Annotated in this window: 17 protein-coding genes; 1 reads left to right on the top strand and 16 read right to left on the bottom strand. The window is 43.1% G+C overall.

The window, feature by feature from the left end; translation table 11 throughout:
- Positions 1-3: 3 nt before the first annotated feature.
- The 9 genes from fabG to BAE31_RS04370 form a co-directional block, all read right to left on the bottom strand.
- On the bottom strand, positions 4-747 hold the full coding sequence (gene fabG, locus BAE31_RS04410; RefSeq protein WP_024424196.1) for a 3-oxoacyl-[acyl-carrier-protein] reductase: 744 nt from the start codon (positions 745-747) through the stop codon (positions 4-6).
- Entirely contained in the window at positions 747-1691 is a 945-nt protein-coding gene (fabD, locus tag BAE31_RS04405; protein WP_041108959.1) for an ACP S-malonyltransferase, read from the bottom strand. The genes fabG and fabD overlap by 1 nt, the downstream gene beginning before the upstream one ends.
- Before the next feature lie 15 nt (positions 1692-1706).
- Positions 1707-2705: a phosphate acyltransferase PlsX gene (plsX, locus tag BAE31_RS04400; RefSeq protein WP_034281756.1), complete on the bottom strand. Its 999-nt coding sequence runs from the start codon at positions 2703-2705 to the stop codon at positions 1707-1709.
- 15 nt (positions 2706-2720) lie between these two features.
- A complete protein-coding gene (fapR, locus tag BAE31_RS04395; RefSeq protein WP_024424199.1) occupies positions 2721-3287 on the bottom strand; it encodes a transcription factor FapR in 567 nt (188 codons plus the stop codon).
- A gap of 112 nt (positions 3288-3399) precedes the next feature.
- Complete coding sequence (gene recG, locus BAE31_RS04390) at positions 3400-5448, bottom strand: ATP-dependent DNA helicase RecG (RefSeq protein WP_076839555.1); 2049 nt, start codon at positions 5446-5448, stop codon at positions 3400-3402.
- Positions 5426-6328, bottom strand: coding sequence for an L-serine ammonia-lyase, iron-sulfur-dependent, subunit alpha (gene sdaAA / locus BAE31_RS04385; RefSeq protein WP_024424200.1), 903 nt, complete (start codon positions 6326-6328; stop codon positions 5426-5428). The genes recG and sdaAA overlap by 23 nt, the downstream gene beginning before the upstream one ends.
- 20 nt (positions 6329-6348) lie before the next feature.
- On the bottom strand, positions 6349-7011 hold the full coding sequence (gene sdaAB / locus BAE31_RS04380; protein WP_024424201.1) for an L-serine ammonia-lyase, iron-sulfur-dependent subunit beta: 663 nt from the start codon (positions 7009-7011) through the stop codon (positions 6349-6351).
- A gap of 148 nt (positions 7012-7159) precedes the next feature.
- Positions 7160-8833, bottom strand: coding sequence for a DAK2 domain-containing protein (locus BAE31_RS04375; RefSeq protein ID WP_076839554.1), 1674 nt, complete (start codon positions 8831-8833; stop codon positions 7160-7162).
- Positions 8834-8848: 15 nt separating this feature from the next.
- Positions 8849-9211 carry an Asp23/Gls24 family envelope stress response protein gene (locus tag BAE31_RS04370; protein ID WP_008344871.1) on the bottom strand — a complete coding sequence of 121 codons (363 nt, stop codon included), beginning with the start codon at positions 9209-9211 and terminating at the stop codon, positions 8849-8851.
- 271 nt (positions 9212-9482) lie between these two features.
- Here BAE31_RS04370 and rpmB point away from each other — a divergent pair, with 271 nt between their 5' ends.
- Positions 9483-9671 (top strand): 50S ribosomal protein L28, encoded by a 189-nt coding sequence (gene rpmB / locus BAE31_RS04365; RefSeq protein WP_003212514.1) that lies wholly within the window; start codon positions 9483-9485, stop codon positions 9669-9671.
- Between the two features lie 69 nt (positions 9672-9740).
- Here rpmB and spoVM read toward each other — a convergent pair whose 3' ends face one another.
- The 7 genes from spoVM to rlmN all read right to left on the bottom strand — a co-directional run bounded on the left by spoVM (position 9741) and on the right by rlmN (position 15966).
- Positions 9741-9821 (bottom strand): stage V sporulation protein SpoVM, encoded by an 81-nt coding sequence (gene spoVM / locus BAE31_RS04360; protein WP_008354550.1) that lies wholly within the window; start codon positions 9819-9821, stop codon positions 9741-9743.
- Positions 9822-9892: 71 nt separating this feature from the next.
- Positions 9893-10537, bottom strand: a complete 645-nt coding sequence (locus tag BAE31_RS04355) for a thiamine diphosphokinase (RefSeq protein ID WP_076839552.1) — start codon at positions 10535-10537, stop codon at positions 9893-9895.
- Positions 10538-10597: 60 nt separating this feature from the next.
- Positions 10598-11248, bottom strand: a complete 651-nt coding sequence (rpe, locus tag BAE31_RS04350) for a ribulose-phosphate 3-epimerase (RefSeq protein ID WP_076839551.1) — start codon at positions 11246-11248, stop codon at positions 10598-10600.
- 3 nt (positions 11249-11251) lie between these two features.
- Positions 11252-12148, bottom strand: coding sequence for a ribosome small subunit-dependent GTPase A (gene rsgA, locus BAE31_RS04345; RefSeq protein WP_076839549.1), 897 nt, complete (start codon positions 12146-12148; stop codon positions 11252-11254).
- 12 nt (positions 12149-12160) lie between these two features.
- Positions 12161-14116, bottom strand: a complete 1956-nt coding sequence (pknB, locus tag BAE31_RS04340; protein WP_076839548.1) for a Stk1 family PASTA domain-containing Ser/Thr kinase — start codon at positions 14114-14116, stop codon at positions 12161-12163.
- On the bottom strand, positions 14110-14880 hold the full coding sequence (locus BAE31_RS04335) for a Stp1/IreP family PP2C-type Ser/Thr phosphatase (protein ID WP_034281746.1): 771 nt from the start codon (positions 14878-14880) through the stop codon (positions 14110-14112). Before BAE31_RS04335 ends, pknB begins: the two co-directional genes overlap by 7 nt.
- Before the next feature lie 3 nt (positions 14881-14883).
- Positions 14884-15966 (bottom strand): dual-specificity RNA methyltransferase RlmN, encoded by a 1083-nt coding sequence (gene rlmN / locus BAE31_RS04330; protein WP_024424208.1) that lies wholly within the window; start codon positions 15964-15966, stop codon positions 14884-14886.
- Positions 15967-15968: the final 2 nt, after the last annotated feature.

Raw genomic sequence — 15968 nt, 5'->3', positions numbered from 1 at the left:
TTCTTAGGACATGACCATTCCGCCATCTACTTGGATGGTTTGGCCTGTAATATAACCTGCTCCTTCTGAAGCTAAAAAGACAACGACGTTGCTAATATCTTCAGGTGCACCAAAGCGTGCGAGCGGGATTTGCTTGAGCATTTCCGTCTGTACATTTTCATCAAGCTTGTCTGTCATATCTGTTGAAATAAAGCCTGGTGCTACTGCATTAACTGTAATGTGACGAGTTGCCAACTCTTTTGCTGTTGTTTTCGTTAATCCGATCACACCAGCTTTTGCTGCAACATAGTTTGCTTGTCCAGGGTTTCCACACACACCAACGACTGAAGCCAAATTGATGATTCTTCCGCTTCTTTGCTTCATCATTTGACGTGTCACGGCTTTTGTACAGTTAAAGACACCTTTTAAGTTTATGTTAATGACATCATCCCATTCATTCTCTTTCATTCTCATGAGCAGGTTGTCCTTTGTGATCCCTGCATTATTCACAAGAATGTCAATTGAACCAAAGGTATCAATTGCTTGTTTCATCATGGCTTGTACTTCTTCAGCATTTGAGACATCAGCTTTCACAGCAAATGCCTGCTGACCGAGTGCTTTGATTTCATCTACGACTTCATTTGCTTTTGCTTCGTTTCCAGAATAGTTCACGACAACATTTGCACCACTTTTCGCTAAATCAATCGCGATGGAACGACCAATCCCGCGTGATGCTCCTGTTACAACGGCTGTTTTATTTGTAAGCATCAAGAATCCCCCTTGAGTGTTTGAATGGCTGCTTCAATTGTTTCTTGATCTGAAACGGAAATCGTCGTCAGACGGCGATTCACTTTTTTCACAAGACCTGAAAGCACTTTGCCAGGACCAATTTCAATAAATGTTGTGACGCCTAAATCAATAAGACGTTCCACACTTTCTTCAAAACGAACTGGAGAATACAGTTGTTCAATGAGCTTTGTCTCAATCTCATCACGAGAAGTCACGATGTCTGCTGTTACGTTAGAGATGACCGGAGTTTTGGCATCCGCAATATCCAGCTTAGACAAAACATCTGTAAATTTTTCAGCGGCTGGTTTCATTAATGCAGAATGGAAAGGTCCGCTCACTTCAAGGGCAATTGCACGTTTTGCGCCTTTTTCTTTCGCTTTCTCTGAAGCAAGTTCTACCCCTTTTGCTGTACCAGAGATCACGATTTGACCAGGACAGTTTAAGTTAGCGAGCTCTACAAGGTTACCGCTCTCTGTCACTTCTTTTGTCACTTCTTCAAGTGCCGCTTTGTCTAAGCCAAGAATCGCTGCCATGGCGCCTTCTCCTGCTGGAACAGCTTCATTCATTAATTCTCCGCGCTTTCTGACTGCATAAACAGCATCTTTAAACGAAAGTGCGCCTGCTGCAACGAGGGCAGTGTATTCACCAAGACTGTGTCCTGCTGCATAATCTGCTTTAATTCCGCTCTCTTCAAATTTCTTTAAGATGGCGATACTTGTCGTTAAAAGAGCTGGCTGCGCGTTAAAGGTGAGCGTCAGTTCTTCTGCATCCCCTTCAAAAATCATAGAAGATAAATCAAACCCGAGGGTATTGTCTGCTTCTTCAAATACAGCTTTAGATACTGCTTCTTGGTCAAATAAATCTTTTCCCATGCCAATTTTTTGAGAGCCTTGGCCAGGGAATAAAAATGCAATTTTAGTCATGCTGCTTTACCTCCATTAAGACTCATTCGTCGTTTCTTTTTGGACTTCTTGATGAATGATGGCTGAAACGTCTTTTTCTACGATATCACGGGCCTGACGAATTGCATGGAAAATGGCATTTTCATCAGAGGAGCCGTGCGCTTTAATAACAGGTGCCTTTAAACCAAATAATGCGGCACCGCCATATTCGGAGTAATCCATTTTAGATTTCATCTGCATCAATTTCGGCTTCATCATGCCTGCTGCTATTTTTGCTGTGAAGCTGGATGTTAAGGTTTCTTTCAGCATTTTAAAGACAGAAAGGGCTGTGCCCTCAATCGTTTTAAGCGCAATATTTCCAGTGAAACCATCTGTGACAACAACGTCAGCAACACCTTCTAATAAGTCACGGGACTCTACATTTCCTACGAAATTCAAGTCGGAAGCTTTTAATAATTCAAAGGTTTTTTTCGTTAAATCGTTGCCTTTTTTATCTTCTGTTCCTACATTTAACAGTCCAACACGCGGATTGCTCTTTGGGAAAACACGCTCTGCGTAGATTGATCCCATCATGGCATATTGCACGAGATGTTCTGGTTTAGCATCAACGTTGGCACCAACATCTAGTAATAAGAAGCCGCTGCCATCCAGTGTTGGCAAAGTTGGGGCAAGGGCCGGTCTGTCAATACCGTCAATTCTGCCTACGATAAACAGCCCAGCTGTCATGAGGGCGCCAGTATTTCCTGCTGAGATGCAGGCATCTGCTCGTCCTTCGGAGACTTCCTGCGCCATTTTCACCATAGATGAATCCTTTTTACGTCTGACTGCACGCACTGGTTCATCCGTCGGTTCAATGACTTCTTTTGCATCTAAAATCGTGATGCGGTCGTTGTTTGTTATGTATGGTTTGATTTTGTTTTCATCGCCGACAAGTGTAATCTCGATATCTGAAAATGCTGTTAAGCTTTTTTGCACACCGTCAATAATGGCTTTAGGGGCATGATCTCCCCCCATTGCATCGACTGCAATTCTCATATTACGTGCCACCTTTTACTTTTGTTTTGAGCGATACATGACGAAGTCACCTGAGAAGACAACTTCCTCACCAACATAGCTGTTTACTTCAACTACGGTTCTTCCTTTTTCTTTATCATGTGAGGCTACTTTGGCTTTAGAGACGACTCTTTCGCCTTGTTTCACCTGCCTTGTAAACCTGATATTCGCTTTTGCTGTCAAAGCCAGTTCATCGTCAATGACGGCAACTGCCAGCGAATTTGCCTGGGCGAAGAGATGATGTCCCCTGGCAATTTGGTTTCGGCTGAATACATGCTCTTTTCTCACTTCTAAAATGGAAATGGCTTGGTCATCAAGTTCTACATCAATCATTTCTCCAATCACTTCATCCAGTGGAAGTGACTTTACTTCATCCTCTAATGTCTTTTCGGCCACATGCTTAATTCTTTCGCGTAATTCAGGGATCGACAGCTCTAAACGATCAAGACGAACCGTTTGTATGCTGACACCGAATTTACTTGCCAATTCTTCATCAGTAATGAATGGAGTCGAGCTGATCGTTTGCTGGAGAAGCTTTTGACGTTCTTTTTTATTTAGTTTCATATGCAGACACCATCCGTACATTTATGACTAGGTACTAATAGTAGTATATAATCTCATAGATGATAAATCAATCCTTGTTTCAAAAAGACAAGAAAATTCCTCCAGCGTTTGATCAGCTTAATTTATCTCCTCCCAGCACACCGCTGTCTATCAGCGTTTGCCGGAGTTCTTTGTATTCGGGATCAGTCCAAAAGGCGTCTGATTGGACAAGGTCTGCTGCATCTTTTCTAGCCGTTTCCAGCGCTCTATAGTCGTGAACCATATCTGCTACCTTAAATTCTGGCATCCCGCTTTGTTTTTTACCGAAGAAATCGCCGGGTCCTCTTAGTTCTAAGTCCTTTTCAGACAGCTCAAAGCCATCGGTTGTTTCGGACATGATCCGCATCCGCTCTTTCCCCGTTTCCGACTTCGGATCAGCCATTAAAATACAAAATGATTGATGCTCTCCTCGTCCGACCCGGCCTCTTAGCTGATGAAGCTGAGACAGTCCGAAGCGGTCTGCATCATAAATGACCATGATGGTTGCATTCGGTACGTTGACCCCGACTTCAACGACTGTGGTTGAAACGAGAATTTGTACTTCATTTGCGGTAAAGGCTCTCATGACCTGATCTTTTTCATCACTTGCCAGCTTCCCATGCATTAAGCCGATTGACCACTTGCCGCGGTATGCCTCAGTGAGCATGCTATGGACATCAAGCGCATTTTGCACATCCAGCTTGTCTGATTCTTCAATGAGCGGACAAATAATATATGCCTGTCTGCCTTTTCTCAGCTCTTTATCCACAAAAGCAAGAATTCTCTCAAGCATGTCATGCTTCACCCAATACGTTTCGATTTGTTTTCTGCCAGCTGGCAATTCATCAATGACAGAGACGTCCATTTCTCCAAAGACAGTGATCGCAAGTGTTCGCGGAATAGGTGTGGCCGTCATAAACAAGACATCTGGGTCCTGTCCTTTACTTCGCAGTTTTTTCCGCTGCTCGACGCCAAACCGGTGCTGTTCATCTGTGATGACAAGACCGAGCTGCTGAAATTCGACTTCGTCTTGAATGAGTGCGTGCGTGCCGACTAATATGTCAATCTCACCTACTTTTAAACGTTCAAGCAATTCTCTGCGCAGCTTTCCTTTCACAGAGCTTGTCAAAAGGGCGATATTCAGTCCCCATTTTTCAAACAGCTGGTAAAGTGAATCGGCATGCTGCTCTGCCAAAATTTCTGTTGGGACCATTAATGCACCTTGAAAACCTGATAAATGAGCGGCATAAAGCGCAATGGCTGCAACAGCTGTTTTCCCTGAACCTACATCTCCTTGAAGCAGCCGGTTCATTCGATATGGAGACGCCATGTCCGACATGATTTCATCAAGCACTCTTGATTGTGCCTTCGTCAGCGGAAATGGCAGGCTGTCAACAAACTCAAAAACAGCCTCTTTGGAAAACGGATGCTGGATACCTGATGTTCTCTCTCGTTCTTTCTTTCTAATCGCCTGCATCTTCAGCTGAAAGATAAGAAATTCTTCGTACACAAAACGGCGTCTTGCTTGCTTGAGCGAGTCTCTTGTTTCTGGAAGATGAATGGTTTTTAATGCTTCCTGATAGGACATGAGTTTATAGGCAGAGACAAGCTGCGTTGGCAATGGATCTTCAGCTTTATCTGCATAAAGTGACAAGGCCTGCTTTACAAAGCGCCTCATCATTTTCACGGTCACATTTTCTTTTACTGAATAAACGGGCTCTATACTGCCATCTTGCTCGTGCGTCCCTTTTTTAAATTCCTGCACCATGATAGATTGACGGTTTTTATCCCATTTTCCTGTGACGGAAACTGTATCACCTAACACAAGGCTTCGTTTTAAATATGGGCGATTAAAACAAATGGCTGTAATGAGAAAACGCCCGACAAGCAGCCTGAATGTCAGCCTGCTTCGTTTTTTGCCATAGTAGGTGAGAACGGGCTCACTATGTACTTTCCCTTCAACTGTGACACGTTCGTCATGCTTGACTTCTTCTAAGTTACGAAGCTCATAGTCGTCATATCGATAAGGAAAGTAGCCGAGTAAATCGGCTACTGTGTAGATTCCAAGTTCATTGAGTGTTTTTTCGGTTTCCTCTCCAATCCCCTTCAGGACAGAGACACTATCTTGCAGTTTCTGTATCACGAGATGAGGTCACACCTCCGAAAATCTTCTTTTCAAGCTCTCTTGCTGTCGGTGTCGCAGCGAGACCGCCTTGTGCAGTTTCGCGAAGAGCTGTTGGCATCGTTTGACCGATTTTGTACATCGCATCAATGACTTCATCACAAGGAATGCGGCTTGTGATGCCAGCAAGAGCCATGTCTGCTGCGATCATGGCGTTAGATGCACCCATTGCGTTTCGTTTCACGCAAGGTACCTCGACAAGTCCCGCTACTGGATCGCAAACAAGTCCAAGCATATTTTTCAGTGTAATCGCCATCGCTTCTGCAGATTGCTGCGGTGTACCGCCTGCCATCTCGACAATAGCTGCTGCCGCCATCCCTGATGCAGAACCTACCTCTGCCTGACAGCCGCCTGCTGCACCGGAGATGCTGGCGTTATTCGCCACAACAAAACCAAATGCGCCAGAAGTAAATAGGAATCTGACCATTTGTTCCTTTGTTGGCTTTAATGTTTCTTTTACTGCAAATAACGTACCTGGTACAACACCTGCTGAGCCTGCTGTAGGCGTGGCACAAATGGTTCCCATTGCGGCATTGACTTCATTTGTTGCAACTGCTTTACTGACAGCATCTAATATCGTATGACCAGACAGTGTTTTGCCTGATGCGATATAGGCTTGAAGTTTGACAGCATCTCCGCCTGTTAAGCCTGATAATGATTTCACACCCTTCAGCCCGTTTTCAACGGCCTGCTCCATCACTTCTAGGTTGCGGTACATCTGGGAGAAAATTTCTTCACGTGATTTCCCTGTCACTTCCATTTCTTGCACAATCATAATTTCTGAAATGGAGGTATTCCGTTCTTCTGTTAGCTGCACGAGTTCTTTGACGTTTTTAAACATCATTCATAACCTCCTTGTTGTTACTCTGCAATTTGTGTGACTTGAATAATGTTTGGCAGCGTTTCAAGCTCTGATAGGACAGCTGGGTCAATATTTTGATCCACTTCAATCGTCATCAGTGCCTCTTGCCCGACATCTTTACGCGCCACTTCCATATGACCGATGTTGATGGCGAATTTCGCTAAGACATTGGCAACTGCCGCAATCGTCCCGTAGCGATCGTTATGAACCACAAGAATGGCAGGATGATTCCCTGAAAGCCTGAGCTCAAAGCCATTTAATTCTGTGATTTCTATTTTACCTCCGCCGATGGAAATCCCGATTAGTTCAAGGCTTCCGTTCGCATCTGAAATCTCTACTTTTGCTGTATTCGGATGTGCCGGCACTGCTTCTTCTTCTTTAAATTCAATATCGATCTCTTTGCTTTTTGCAATATCGATCGCTGTTTTGATTCGTTCATCAAATGTATCAAAGTCAAGAACACCGCCGATAATGGCGACATCTGTACCGTGTCCTTTATACGTATCTTTAAAGGAACCATAAAATGAAACGACAATTCGTTTCGGTTCTCTTCCAAATAAGCTGCGAGCTACTCTTCCGATACGAGCCGCACCCGCTGTGTGCGAACTTGATGGACCAATCATGACGGGCCCAATAATATCAAACACACTTCTAAATTTCATAGGTCTTCCCCTCTCATAACCACTCGCGTATGGTTTGGTTCTTTCTTTAGACTAATGGATTCATTCATTTCCCGCAACTCATTTCACCGTTGAATCGCTAGTAAAAAATTGCAAAAGAAGAAGAAGGGCTTTATTTGCCCTTCTTTCGTTATTCAACCGCCAAAATATATGAATAAAGCGGCTGTTTTCCATCGTGGACTTCAACTTCTACATCTTCAAATGTTTCTTCAATAAAGGCTTGTAACGCATCCATCTCATCAGATGATGCATCTTCCCCTTTAATGATGGTGACAATCTCATCATCTTCTGTCACCATTTTGGTGAGAAGTTCTTTTGCTGCATCTAATTGATTTTTCGCTGTTAAGGTGATTTTCCCGTTGAACAGACCCATATAGTCACCTTTCGCAATATCGATTCCATCAATTTGAGTATCTCTTACTGCAAAGGTAATTTGCCCGCTTTTCACATGGTCAATCGCTTCTAGCATCGCTCTTTCGTTGTCTTCATTTGAAGCTGCTTCATTGAGAGAAAGAAGTGCCGACATTCCTTGAGGAACGGTCTTCGTCGGAATGACAACGACCTCACGACTTGAGACAGTTGCCGCCTGTTTAGCTGCCATGACAATATTAGAATTATTAGGTAAGATAAAGACGGTTTCGGCATGTACGCTTTCTATTGCTGTGACAATGTCTTCTGTGCTCGGATTCATCGTCTGCCCGCCTTCAATGACGACGGAAGCTCCGATGCTTTTGAACAAGTCAGCAATTCCTTCTCCCATTGCGACACTGACGACGCCAAAGCGCTGTTTTTCAGCAGCAGGTGCTTTTGGTGCAGCAGGCGCGTGTTCTCTTTCTTCGTTCACGATTGAGCTATGCTGCTCTCTCATGTTTTCAATTTTCATATTAATTAAGCTGCCGTAGCGCTGTGCATAGGATAAGACATCTCCTGGCTGCTCTGCATGAATATGAACTTTCGCCAGTGTCTCGTCAGACACCACAAGAAGTGAATCTCCGAATTCACTTAAGTCTTCTCTGAAGGCATTCTCATCAAAGGACTGTTTGTCTTCTTCAAATTTCACCATAAATTCAGTACAGTAGCCAAATTCGATATCTTCTGTGTTCATATGGCTTTGCGCACTTTTATGATGCTCTGCACTAACGAGTTCTTTTAGCGTAGGTAAAGAAGCCGCTTTAGGAGGAAGCTCTTCTCCTCTTAATGAAGCAAGGAAACCTTCATATACGCATAGAAGTCCTTTACCTCCACTATCGACAACACCCACTTCTTTTAAGACAGGAAGCAGATCTGGCGTTCGATCAAGTGATGCTCTTGCTTCCTCAATCGTTAACTCTAGAACGCGGTCAATTTGATCTTCTGTTGCTGAAACAGCAACCGCTTTCTTTGCTGCATCTTTTGCAACCGTTAAGATCGTTCCTTCAATCGGTTTCATCACGGCTTTATATGCTGTATCAACACCCGCCTGTAAGGCAAGAGCAAATTCTTTTGCATCAATCGTTTCTTTTTGTTCAATATGTTTACTGAAACCTCTAAAGAGCTGTGACAGGATCACACCAGAGTTTCCTCTTGCGCCCATCAATAACCCTTTTGACAGGGCCACGCCGACCTTCCCAATATGATCGGTATTTGTTTCTTCAACTGCTTTTGCCCCTGAAGTCATCGACAAATTCATATTTGTCCCCGTGTCTCCATCTGGCACTGGAAAAACATTTAACGCATCAACAATTTGTGCGTTTTGAGAAAGATGGTGAGCACCTGCAAGAATCATTTTTGCAAATGAGCGGCCATCAAGATTTCTAATAGACAATATATTTCCTCCTTACTACGGGTTCGTAACTTTTACTCCTTGTACATAAATGTTGACCGAGTCAACAGAAAGTCCAATTGTGTGATGAATCGTGTATTTGACTTTCGTTTGAACATTATGTGCGACTTCTGATATTTTTGTACCGTAGCTGACGATGATGTACATATCAATATGAATGCGGTCTTCTTTCTGACGCACAAGAACACCCCGGCTGAAGTTCTCTTTGCGGAGAATGTCCGTCAAGCCGTCCTTAATTTGGTTTTTGGACGCCATGCCAACAATACCATAGCAATCGATCGCAGCGCCTCCTGCCACCATTGCAATGACTTCATTTGATATATCAATTTGTCCGTATTTCGTTCTAAGTTCAATGGACACATTGGTTCCCCCTTTTTGAGAAATTGCCCTGAGTTATCACTATTTTACTATAAGACCCTTCTTTTTAAAAGAAATCATTCAATCCGACCCAATCCTACTTATACTATAGCCTTGATTTTTTATCAAGATGTCAAGGTATTTTTCTTGAAAGAGGAGTAAACAATCCTTGCAAACCCCTTGAAGCTGTGGTAAATTATTAAAGTATCTTGAGGCATCTCTAAGTACGTATATGAAGAATATGATGATGTTTTCGCAGTTAGGAGGGAAACAAATGGCACGTAAATGCGTTATTACAGGCAGAAAAACAAAAGCTGGGAACAACCGTTCTCACGCAATGAACTCTACAAAACGTACATGGGGCGCGAACCTTCAAAAAGTTCGTATTCTAGTGGACGGTAAGCCTAAAAGAGTATATGTATCAGCTCGAGCTTTGAAATCTGGTAAAGTTGAGCGTGTATAAGCAAGAGTAAACGCCTGCTACAATAAACTGTAGCAGGCGTTTTTATGTGGAAATAAAGGAGATTACTCATTAATCTTTTTTAAATGAACCAAGCATCGCACGGACAATGCCGCCAAGAAATCTAGGCAGTTTGATTGTATAAAATTTCATTTTGTCCCCCTCCTAAAAGTACCGCTTGCAGCACAATTGAGCTTAATCAGCCATCCACATTGATAGGTTGGTCAATCTTTGCTTCTTACCATTATTAATATGCCTTCATGAAAAGAAAAAGTACCATTTGAGTGGATGAGTTCGTTACTAATACATAGTGTGGAACCAGGCTCAATATGACAATTTTTCAGAGGATATTTGAAACCTTTTAATGTCAGCTTTTCAATCGATGTACCAAAGGGCAGGAACGATACATATTTTTTATCAGGGTCTTCTTTTATTTCGTATGTACCAGGTCCAAACATTTGAATGATATTTTGCTTATCTACAAGAGTGATGTTCTGCTTGTGCTGAATGCCTTGATATAGAAGGTGAATATTTCCTAGAAAATGATCAGCCCTTCCTCCTGTAATGCCGTAGATGTGAATATGCGCTGGGTGCTGGCGCATGGCCCAGTTCAGCGCAAGCTCTAAATCGGTTTCATCTTTTTCAGCCTGAAATACATTCAGGGCAGGCAATTTCTTTTTCAGCTCGCAAAGCTCTTCTTCTGTCACACTGTCAAAATCACCAAAAGCCTTGGCAGGCATGATGCCGTGCTCTAGTAAAAAGAGCGTCCCCCGGTCTACACCGACCCAGAGAATATCGTCCTGTAATGCCTCATGTTCAAGAGGCGGGATGTATTCAAAAGGACCGCCGGCTACGATATGTATGTGCATGATATACGCTCCTCTCCATGTAAAAAGAACCAAAGATCAGTGTGACTTTGGTTCCTTTTTTTACACTTCTCGAATGGACTTAATGGCTGCTGCGCGGTTGTCTTTACCGTATACCGCTGAGCCGGCCACAAGTAAGTTAGCGCCCGCCTCTTTACAGCTCTTTGCAGTCTCTACATTGACACCGCCGTCTATTTCTATGAGTAAGTCTGATAAGCCCTTTTGTTCGCTAAGGGTCTTCACTTCTTTTACCTTCGTGAGGACAGATGGAATAAACGCCTGTCCGCCAAAACCAGGATTCACCGTCATGAATAAAACAAGGTCTACGTCCTCTAATACATGCTCAATCTGAGAAACAGGTGTGTGCGGGTTCAAGACGACACCTGCTTTTACGCCTTGTTCTTTTATGTGCTGTATCGTGCGGTGCAAGTGCGGACAAGCCTCTACATGGACAGAAATAATGTCAGCACCTGCTTTTGCGAATGCAGGAATATACCGGTCTGGCTGCTCAATCATTAAGTGAACATCGAGCGGCAGCTTTGTATGCGGTCTGATTGCTTCCACAACATTCGGCCCAAATGTAATATTCGGTACAAAATGGCCGTCCATCACATCGATATGAATATAATCCGCTCCGCCTTGTTCCACATCACGGATATCTTTCTCCAAATTGGCGAAATCTGCTGATAAAATGGAAGGGGCAATATAAACCATGAGTTAGTACCTCGGCTTTCTGTCTTTGATTTCAGTTAAAAACTCTAAATAATGCTGATAACGATACTCTCTGATTTGCTCTTGTTCGACCGCACCTTTTACCGCACAGCCAGGCTCTTTCACGTGCAGACAGCCTCTAAACTTACAATCTGCACTCCGCTCTTTGATTTCTAAAAAGTAAAGGCCTAAATCTTCCGCTTCGATGCCGGTAAATTCGAGCGAACTAAAGCCAGGTGTATCTGCAATGAGCCCTTCTGCTGTACGAATGAGTTCGACATGTCTTGTCGTATGCTTTCCTCTTCCAAGATGGGAGGAAATATCATTGGTTTTCAGCGCCAAATCAGGACTCATCGCATTTAAAAGGGAGGACTTTCCTACACCAGACTGACCGGCAAATACAGTGATTTTATTGTGAAAATGCGGGGTCAGCTTTTCAATTCCGTCTCCCTCGATCGTGGATGTCAAATGAACATCATATCCAATTTGCCGATAGTCCTCTGCATAGCCTTGAATACTTTCAAGCTCTTCATCTGTTTTCAATAAGTCCACTTTTGTGATACAGATAATCGGCTTAATATCATTTGCTTCCACCAGCACTAGAAATCTGTCTAAAAGCGATGTGCTAAAGGTCGGTTCTGTCGCAGAGAAAACGAGCACCGCTTGATCGACGTTACTAATAGGCGGACGAACAAGTTCGTTTGTCCGCTCTTTTACTTCTAATAAGTAGCCTTCTTTATCGTTGTCCGCTTGATATACGACATAATCTCCAACAAGAGGTGTGATTTTGTTTTTCCGAAAAATGCCTCTCGCTCTGCACTGAATCACTTTTCCACTTTCTAAAGACTCATCGAGCACATAATAAAATCCGCTTAATGCTTTAATAATTTTGCCCTCAGGCATAAAGTCCCTCCTTTATTCATCGTCAGGGTATTCGATCGTTTTAGAGCTTACGACCTTATCATCAACTGTCACTTGATAGTATCCTTTTTGACCTGGTTCAATCTTAAATTTAATGGTCCGTTCAGTTGGTGCAGTGATGTTAAAGGTTTCATATGAATCAGAAATGCTATGCTCAGCATCGTCAATGGAAATCTGAACGGTCATCTCTTGCCCTTCAGTGACTGGTTCATACGGGATGGCAATCTTCTCAGTCACCGTTTTAGCCGGTTTTTTCTTCGGTCCAAGTGAGAAAGTGATCTTAACCGTATCACCTGGTTTCACAGCAGTACCTGCTCCTGGCTCCTGCTTCATGACCTCACCTTTTGGCACATCATCAGAATACGCTTCTTTTTCATCAAGCTTTAATCCGTTATCCTCTAAATAATTCGATGCAGCCTGTTTACTATATGTCGTTAAATCCCGCAATGTAATATCGGCAGGACCTATGCTGACCGTCAACGTCACTTCTTCATCTGCTGCCACAAGCTCAGTACTCGCTGAAGGTTTCTGTTCCATGACAATCCCAGATTCGGTGTCATTATCATTTACTTCCTCCACAACAACTTGCTTAAACCCTTTTTTCTCTAATAATTCTTTTGCTTTATCGACCTTTTCACCTGTTACATCAGGTAATTCGGTCTTTTCTTTTCCAGTACTTTGGTAAAGCTGAATCTCGGTTCCTTCTTTTACCTTTGTGCCGATTTTCGGGTCTGTTTTGACGACAAGCCCTTTTTCAATTTTTTCATCAGCGATCTCAATTGGTTCAGAGGCAACGGTAAAGCCGGCTTTCTTCAAGGTGTCCTCTGCTTTTTCAATCGTCATGCCAGATACATCAGAGACCTCAACATCTTTTGGAAAGAGCAGTCCGGGAAACACAGTGATGGCTAAAATGGTCGCAGCAGTTAGAATAAACAGGATGGATGCCACAACCCATGGCCATTTTTTTCGTTTCTTTTTCGGCTTTTGTTTCTCTTTTTTCTTCGGTTTTTGCACCGGATGGACAGCTGTTTTTTCATTGTCTTCATCGACTTGATGATCTTGAATGATTGGGATCGCTTTCGTTGCTTCATGATCCTCTTCAATGACAAAGCGTTTTTCTTTTAGTCTTGAAGGGTCGAAAGCAGTTTGTAAATCTTTTTGCATTTCAGATGCATCTTCATATCGATAAAATGGATCTTTGGCCATTGCCTTTAAAATGATGTTTTCCACGCTTTGTGGAACAGAAGGATTCCACCTTCTTACAGATGGTGGCTCTGATTGCAAATGCTTCAGCGCAACACTGACAGCTGATTCCCCTTCAAATGGCATGCGTCCAGAAATGAGTTCATAGAGCACAATTCCAAGTGAATAGATGTCTGACTTTTTCGTCGCAAGACCTCCGCGGGCTTGCTCTGGAGACAAATAGTGCACGGATCCTAGAACCGAATTTGTGTGGGTGATGGTCGCTGAGCTGAGTGCAATGGCAATCCCAAAATCAGTGACTTTAATATTCCCCATGTTGTCTATTAATATATTGTGGGGCTTAATGTCCCGGTGGACGAGCTGCTTTGCATGGGCTTCTTCCATCGCCGCAACCACTTGCTCCATAATGCGAACGGCTTCTTTCGGATGAAGCGGGCCATTGGCATGTATGTATTCTTTCAGCGTCATCCCCTCGACATATTCCATGACAATATAATAAATGTCATCTTCTTCCCCTACATCGTAGATGCTGACAATATTTGAATGATCTAAGCTTGCGGCTGATTGCGCCTCGCGCCGGAAACGTCTAATAAAATCATCATCGCTTGCAAAGTCAAAGCGCAAAATTTTAATCGCAACTTCGCGATCTAAAATCATGTCCTCCGCCAAATAAACGTTTGCCATTCCGCCTCCGCCTATGACGCGAAGAATCTGATAACGGCCGCTGATCCGTTTTCCGATCAACACTTGCTGTCACCCTCCTCTGGCTGGGAGGAGATTTCTAACAATACTGCTGTAATGTTATCTTCACCGCCGTTGTCATTCGCTGTTTGGATTAATGCTGTTACTTTTTCATCTGGTGCGGTCGTTTGCGTTAAAATATGAATCAAATTCTCTTCTTCTACTTTATTTGATAAACCATCTGAGCAAAGCAGGATTTGATCTCCTGGGTCCACTTCAAAGGTATGTGCATCAATTTGAACGTGTTTATCTGTTCCTAATGCTTTCGTAAGCACATTTTTTCTTGGATGATATTCTGCATCCTCTTTAGAAATTTCACCTGTTTTCACAAGCTCATTTACAAGTGAATGGTCATCTGTTAGCTGGGTCAGTGCTCCTTCTCTTAGCAAGTAGCAGCGGCTGTCGCCAATATGGGCAATTGTGACCGTTTGCAAATGAACGAGCGCACAAACAATGGTTGTCCCCATTCCTTGGCACTCCTCATTGTTTTTCGCATGTTCATATACTTGATCATTAATGTCACTTATTTTTGAGATTAACCAGCTTTCTTGCTCTGCTGGTTTTGCTGGGATTGAAGATGTTTCTTCCCAGTATTCTTTTAAAGAAGAGACGGCCATCCTGCTGGCGACATCACCAGCAAGATGACCTCCCATTCCATCTGCTACAACAGCTAGAAGGGTGTCTTCTTTTGCTTCAAAAATACCTGCATCATCTTCATTATGCTGACGGACTTTTCCTGTATCGGTTTGAAAGGCTGCCCTTATCAACATTCGTCACCTCGTCTCTTCCTGACGCTCCTTCGCTCTTAGCTGACCGCAAGCAGCATCAATATCATGGCCTTGCTCTCGTCTAATCGTTACGTTTACGCCGCGTTCTTTCAGCGTTTTTTCAAATAGGAAGATTTGTTCTCTCGGTGTTCTTACATAATCCCTTTCCGGTACATAGTTCACCGGAATGAGGTTCACATGGCACTTGATTCCTTTTAATAAGTCTGCAAGCTCTTCTGCATGATGCACTTGATCATTTACTCCGCCAAACAGGCCGTATTCAAAGCTGACACGTCTACCCGTTTTTTGAATGTAGTATTCAATGGCTTCCATTAATTTTGGGAGCTTATATGCCTTATTGATCGGCATCAGACGGCTTCTGATCTCTGTGTTCGGTGCATGCAGGGAGACAGCAAAATTGATTTGCATTTGCTCATCAGCGAATTGATAGATCTTTGGAATGATTCCGCTTGTCGACACTGTAATATGACGCGCGCCAATATTTAAGCCGTTATCATGGTTGATGATTTTAAGGAAAGCAAGCATTTCGTCAAAGTTATCAAACGGTTCGCCAATTCCCATGATGACAACCGAGCTGACTCTCTCATCTGTTTCGTCAAGTGCCTGCTGCACTTTCAATACTTGAGCAACGATTTCTCCTGCTTCAAGGTTTCGTTTTAACCCGCCAAGTGTAGATGCACAGAATGTACAGCCAATTCGGCAGCCAACCTGAGTTGTGACACAGACAGAGTTGCCGTATTCGTGGCGCATCAGTACTGTTTCAATCGTATAGCCATCATGTAATTCAAATAAAAACTTGATCGTTCCGTCTTGAGACGTTTGTTTGATCACGGTTTTTAATGTAGTGATCGCAAATTGATTTTTTAATTTTTCTCTTAAATCCTTTGAAAGGTTAGACATATCGTCAAAGGATGTCACACGTTTCTCATAAAGCCACTCGAAAATTTGGGCTGCGCGGAAAGGCTTTTCGCCTTGTTCTTTTAACCATTCTTTCATTTCGTGAAGCTCAAATGAGTAGATCGACGGCATTTCTGTCTTCAGTTCTTTTCTTACTTTTTGTTCTGTCATTT

The sequence above is a fragment of the Bacillus sp. I-2 genome, assembly GCF_001974945.1.
GTDB classification, from domain to species: domain Bacteria; phylum Bacillota; class Bacilli; order Bacillales; family Bacillaceae; genus Bacillus; species Bacillus safensis.
The sequence above is the reverse complement of the archived record's forward strand: the minus strand, read 5'-3'. Positions and strand labels throughout refer to the sequence as shown.

Coding starts and splice junctions, on each gene's coding strand:
- fabG (WP_024424196.1), bottom strand. CDS start 747: ATGCTTACAAATAAAACAGCCGTTGTAACAGGAGCATCACGCGGGATT.
- fabD (WP_041108959.1), bottom strand. CDS start 1,691: ATGACTAAAATTGCATTTTTATTCCCTGGCCAAGGCTCTCAAAAAATT.
- plsX (WP_034281756.1), bottom strand. CDS start 2,705: ATGAGAATTGCAGTCGATGCAATGGGGGGAGATCATGCCCCTAAAGCC.
- fapR (WP_024424199.1), bottom strand. CDS start 3,287: ATGAAACTAAATAAAAAAGAACGTCAAAAGCTTCTCCAGCAAACGATC.
- sdaAA (WP_024424200.1), bottom strand. CDS start 6,328: ATGTTTAAAAACGTCAAAGAACTCGTGCAGCTAACAGAAGAACGGAAT.
- sdaAB (WP_024424201.1), bottom strand. CDS start 7,011: ATGAAATTTAGAAGTGTGTTTGATATTATTGGGCCCGTCATGATTGGT.
- rpmB (WP_003212514.1), top strand. CDS start 9,483: ATGGCACGTAAATGCGTTATTACAGGCAGAAAAACAAAAGCTGGGAAC.
- spoVM (WP_008354550.1), bottom strand. CDS start 9,821: ATGAAATTTTATACAATCAAACTGCCTAGATTTCTTGGCGGCATTGTC.
- BAE31_RS04355 (WP_076839552.1), bottom strand. CDS start 10,537: ATGCACATACATATCGTAGCCGGCGGTCCTTTTGAATACATCCCGCCT.
- rpe (WP_076839551.1), bottom strand. CDS start 11,248: ATGGTTTATATTGCCCCTTCCATTTTATCAGCAGATTTCGCCAATTTG.
- rsgA (WP_076839549.1), bottom strand. CDS start 12,148: ATGCCTGAGGGCAAAATTATTAAAGCATTAAGCGGATTTTATTATGTG.
- BAE31_RS04335 (WP_034281746.1), bottom strand. CDS start 14,880: ATGTTGATAAGGGCAGCCTTTCAAACCGATACAGGAAAAGTCCGTCAG.
- rlmN (WP_024424208.1), bottom strand. CDS start 15,966: ATGACAGAACAAAAAGTAAGAAAAGAACTGAAGACAGAAATGCCGTCG.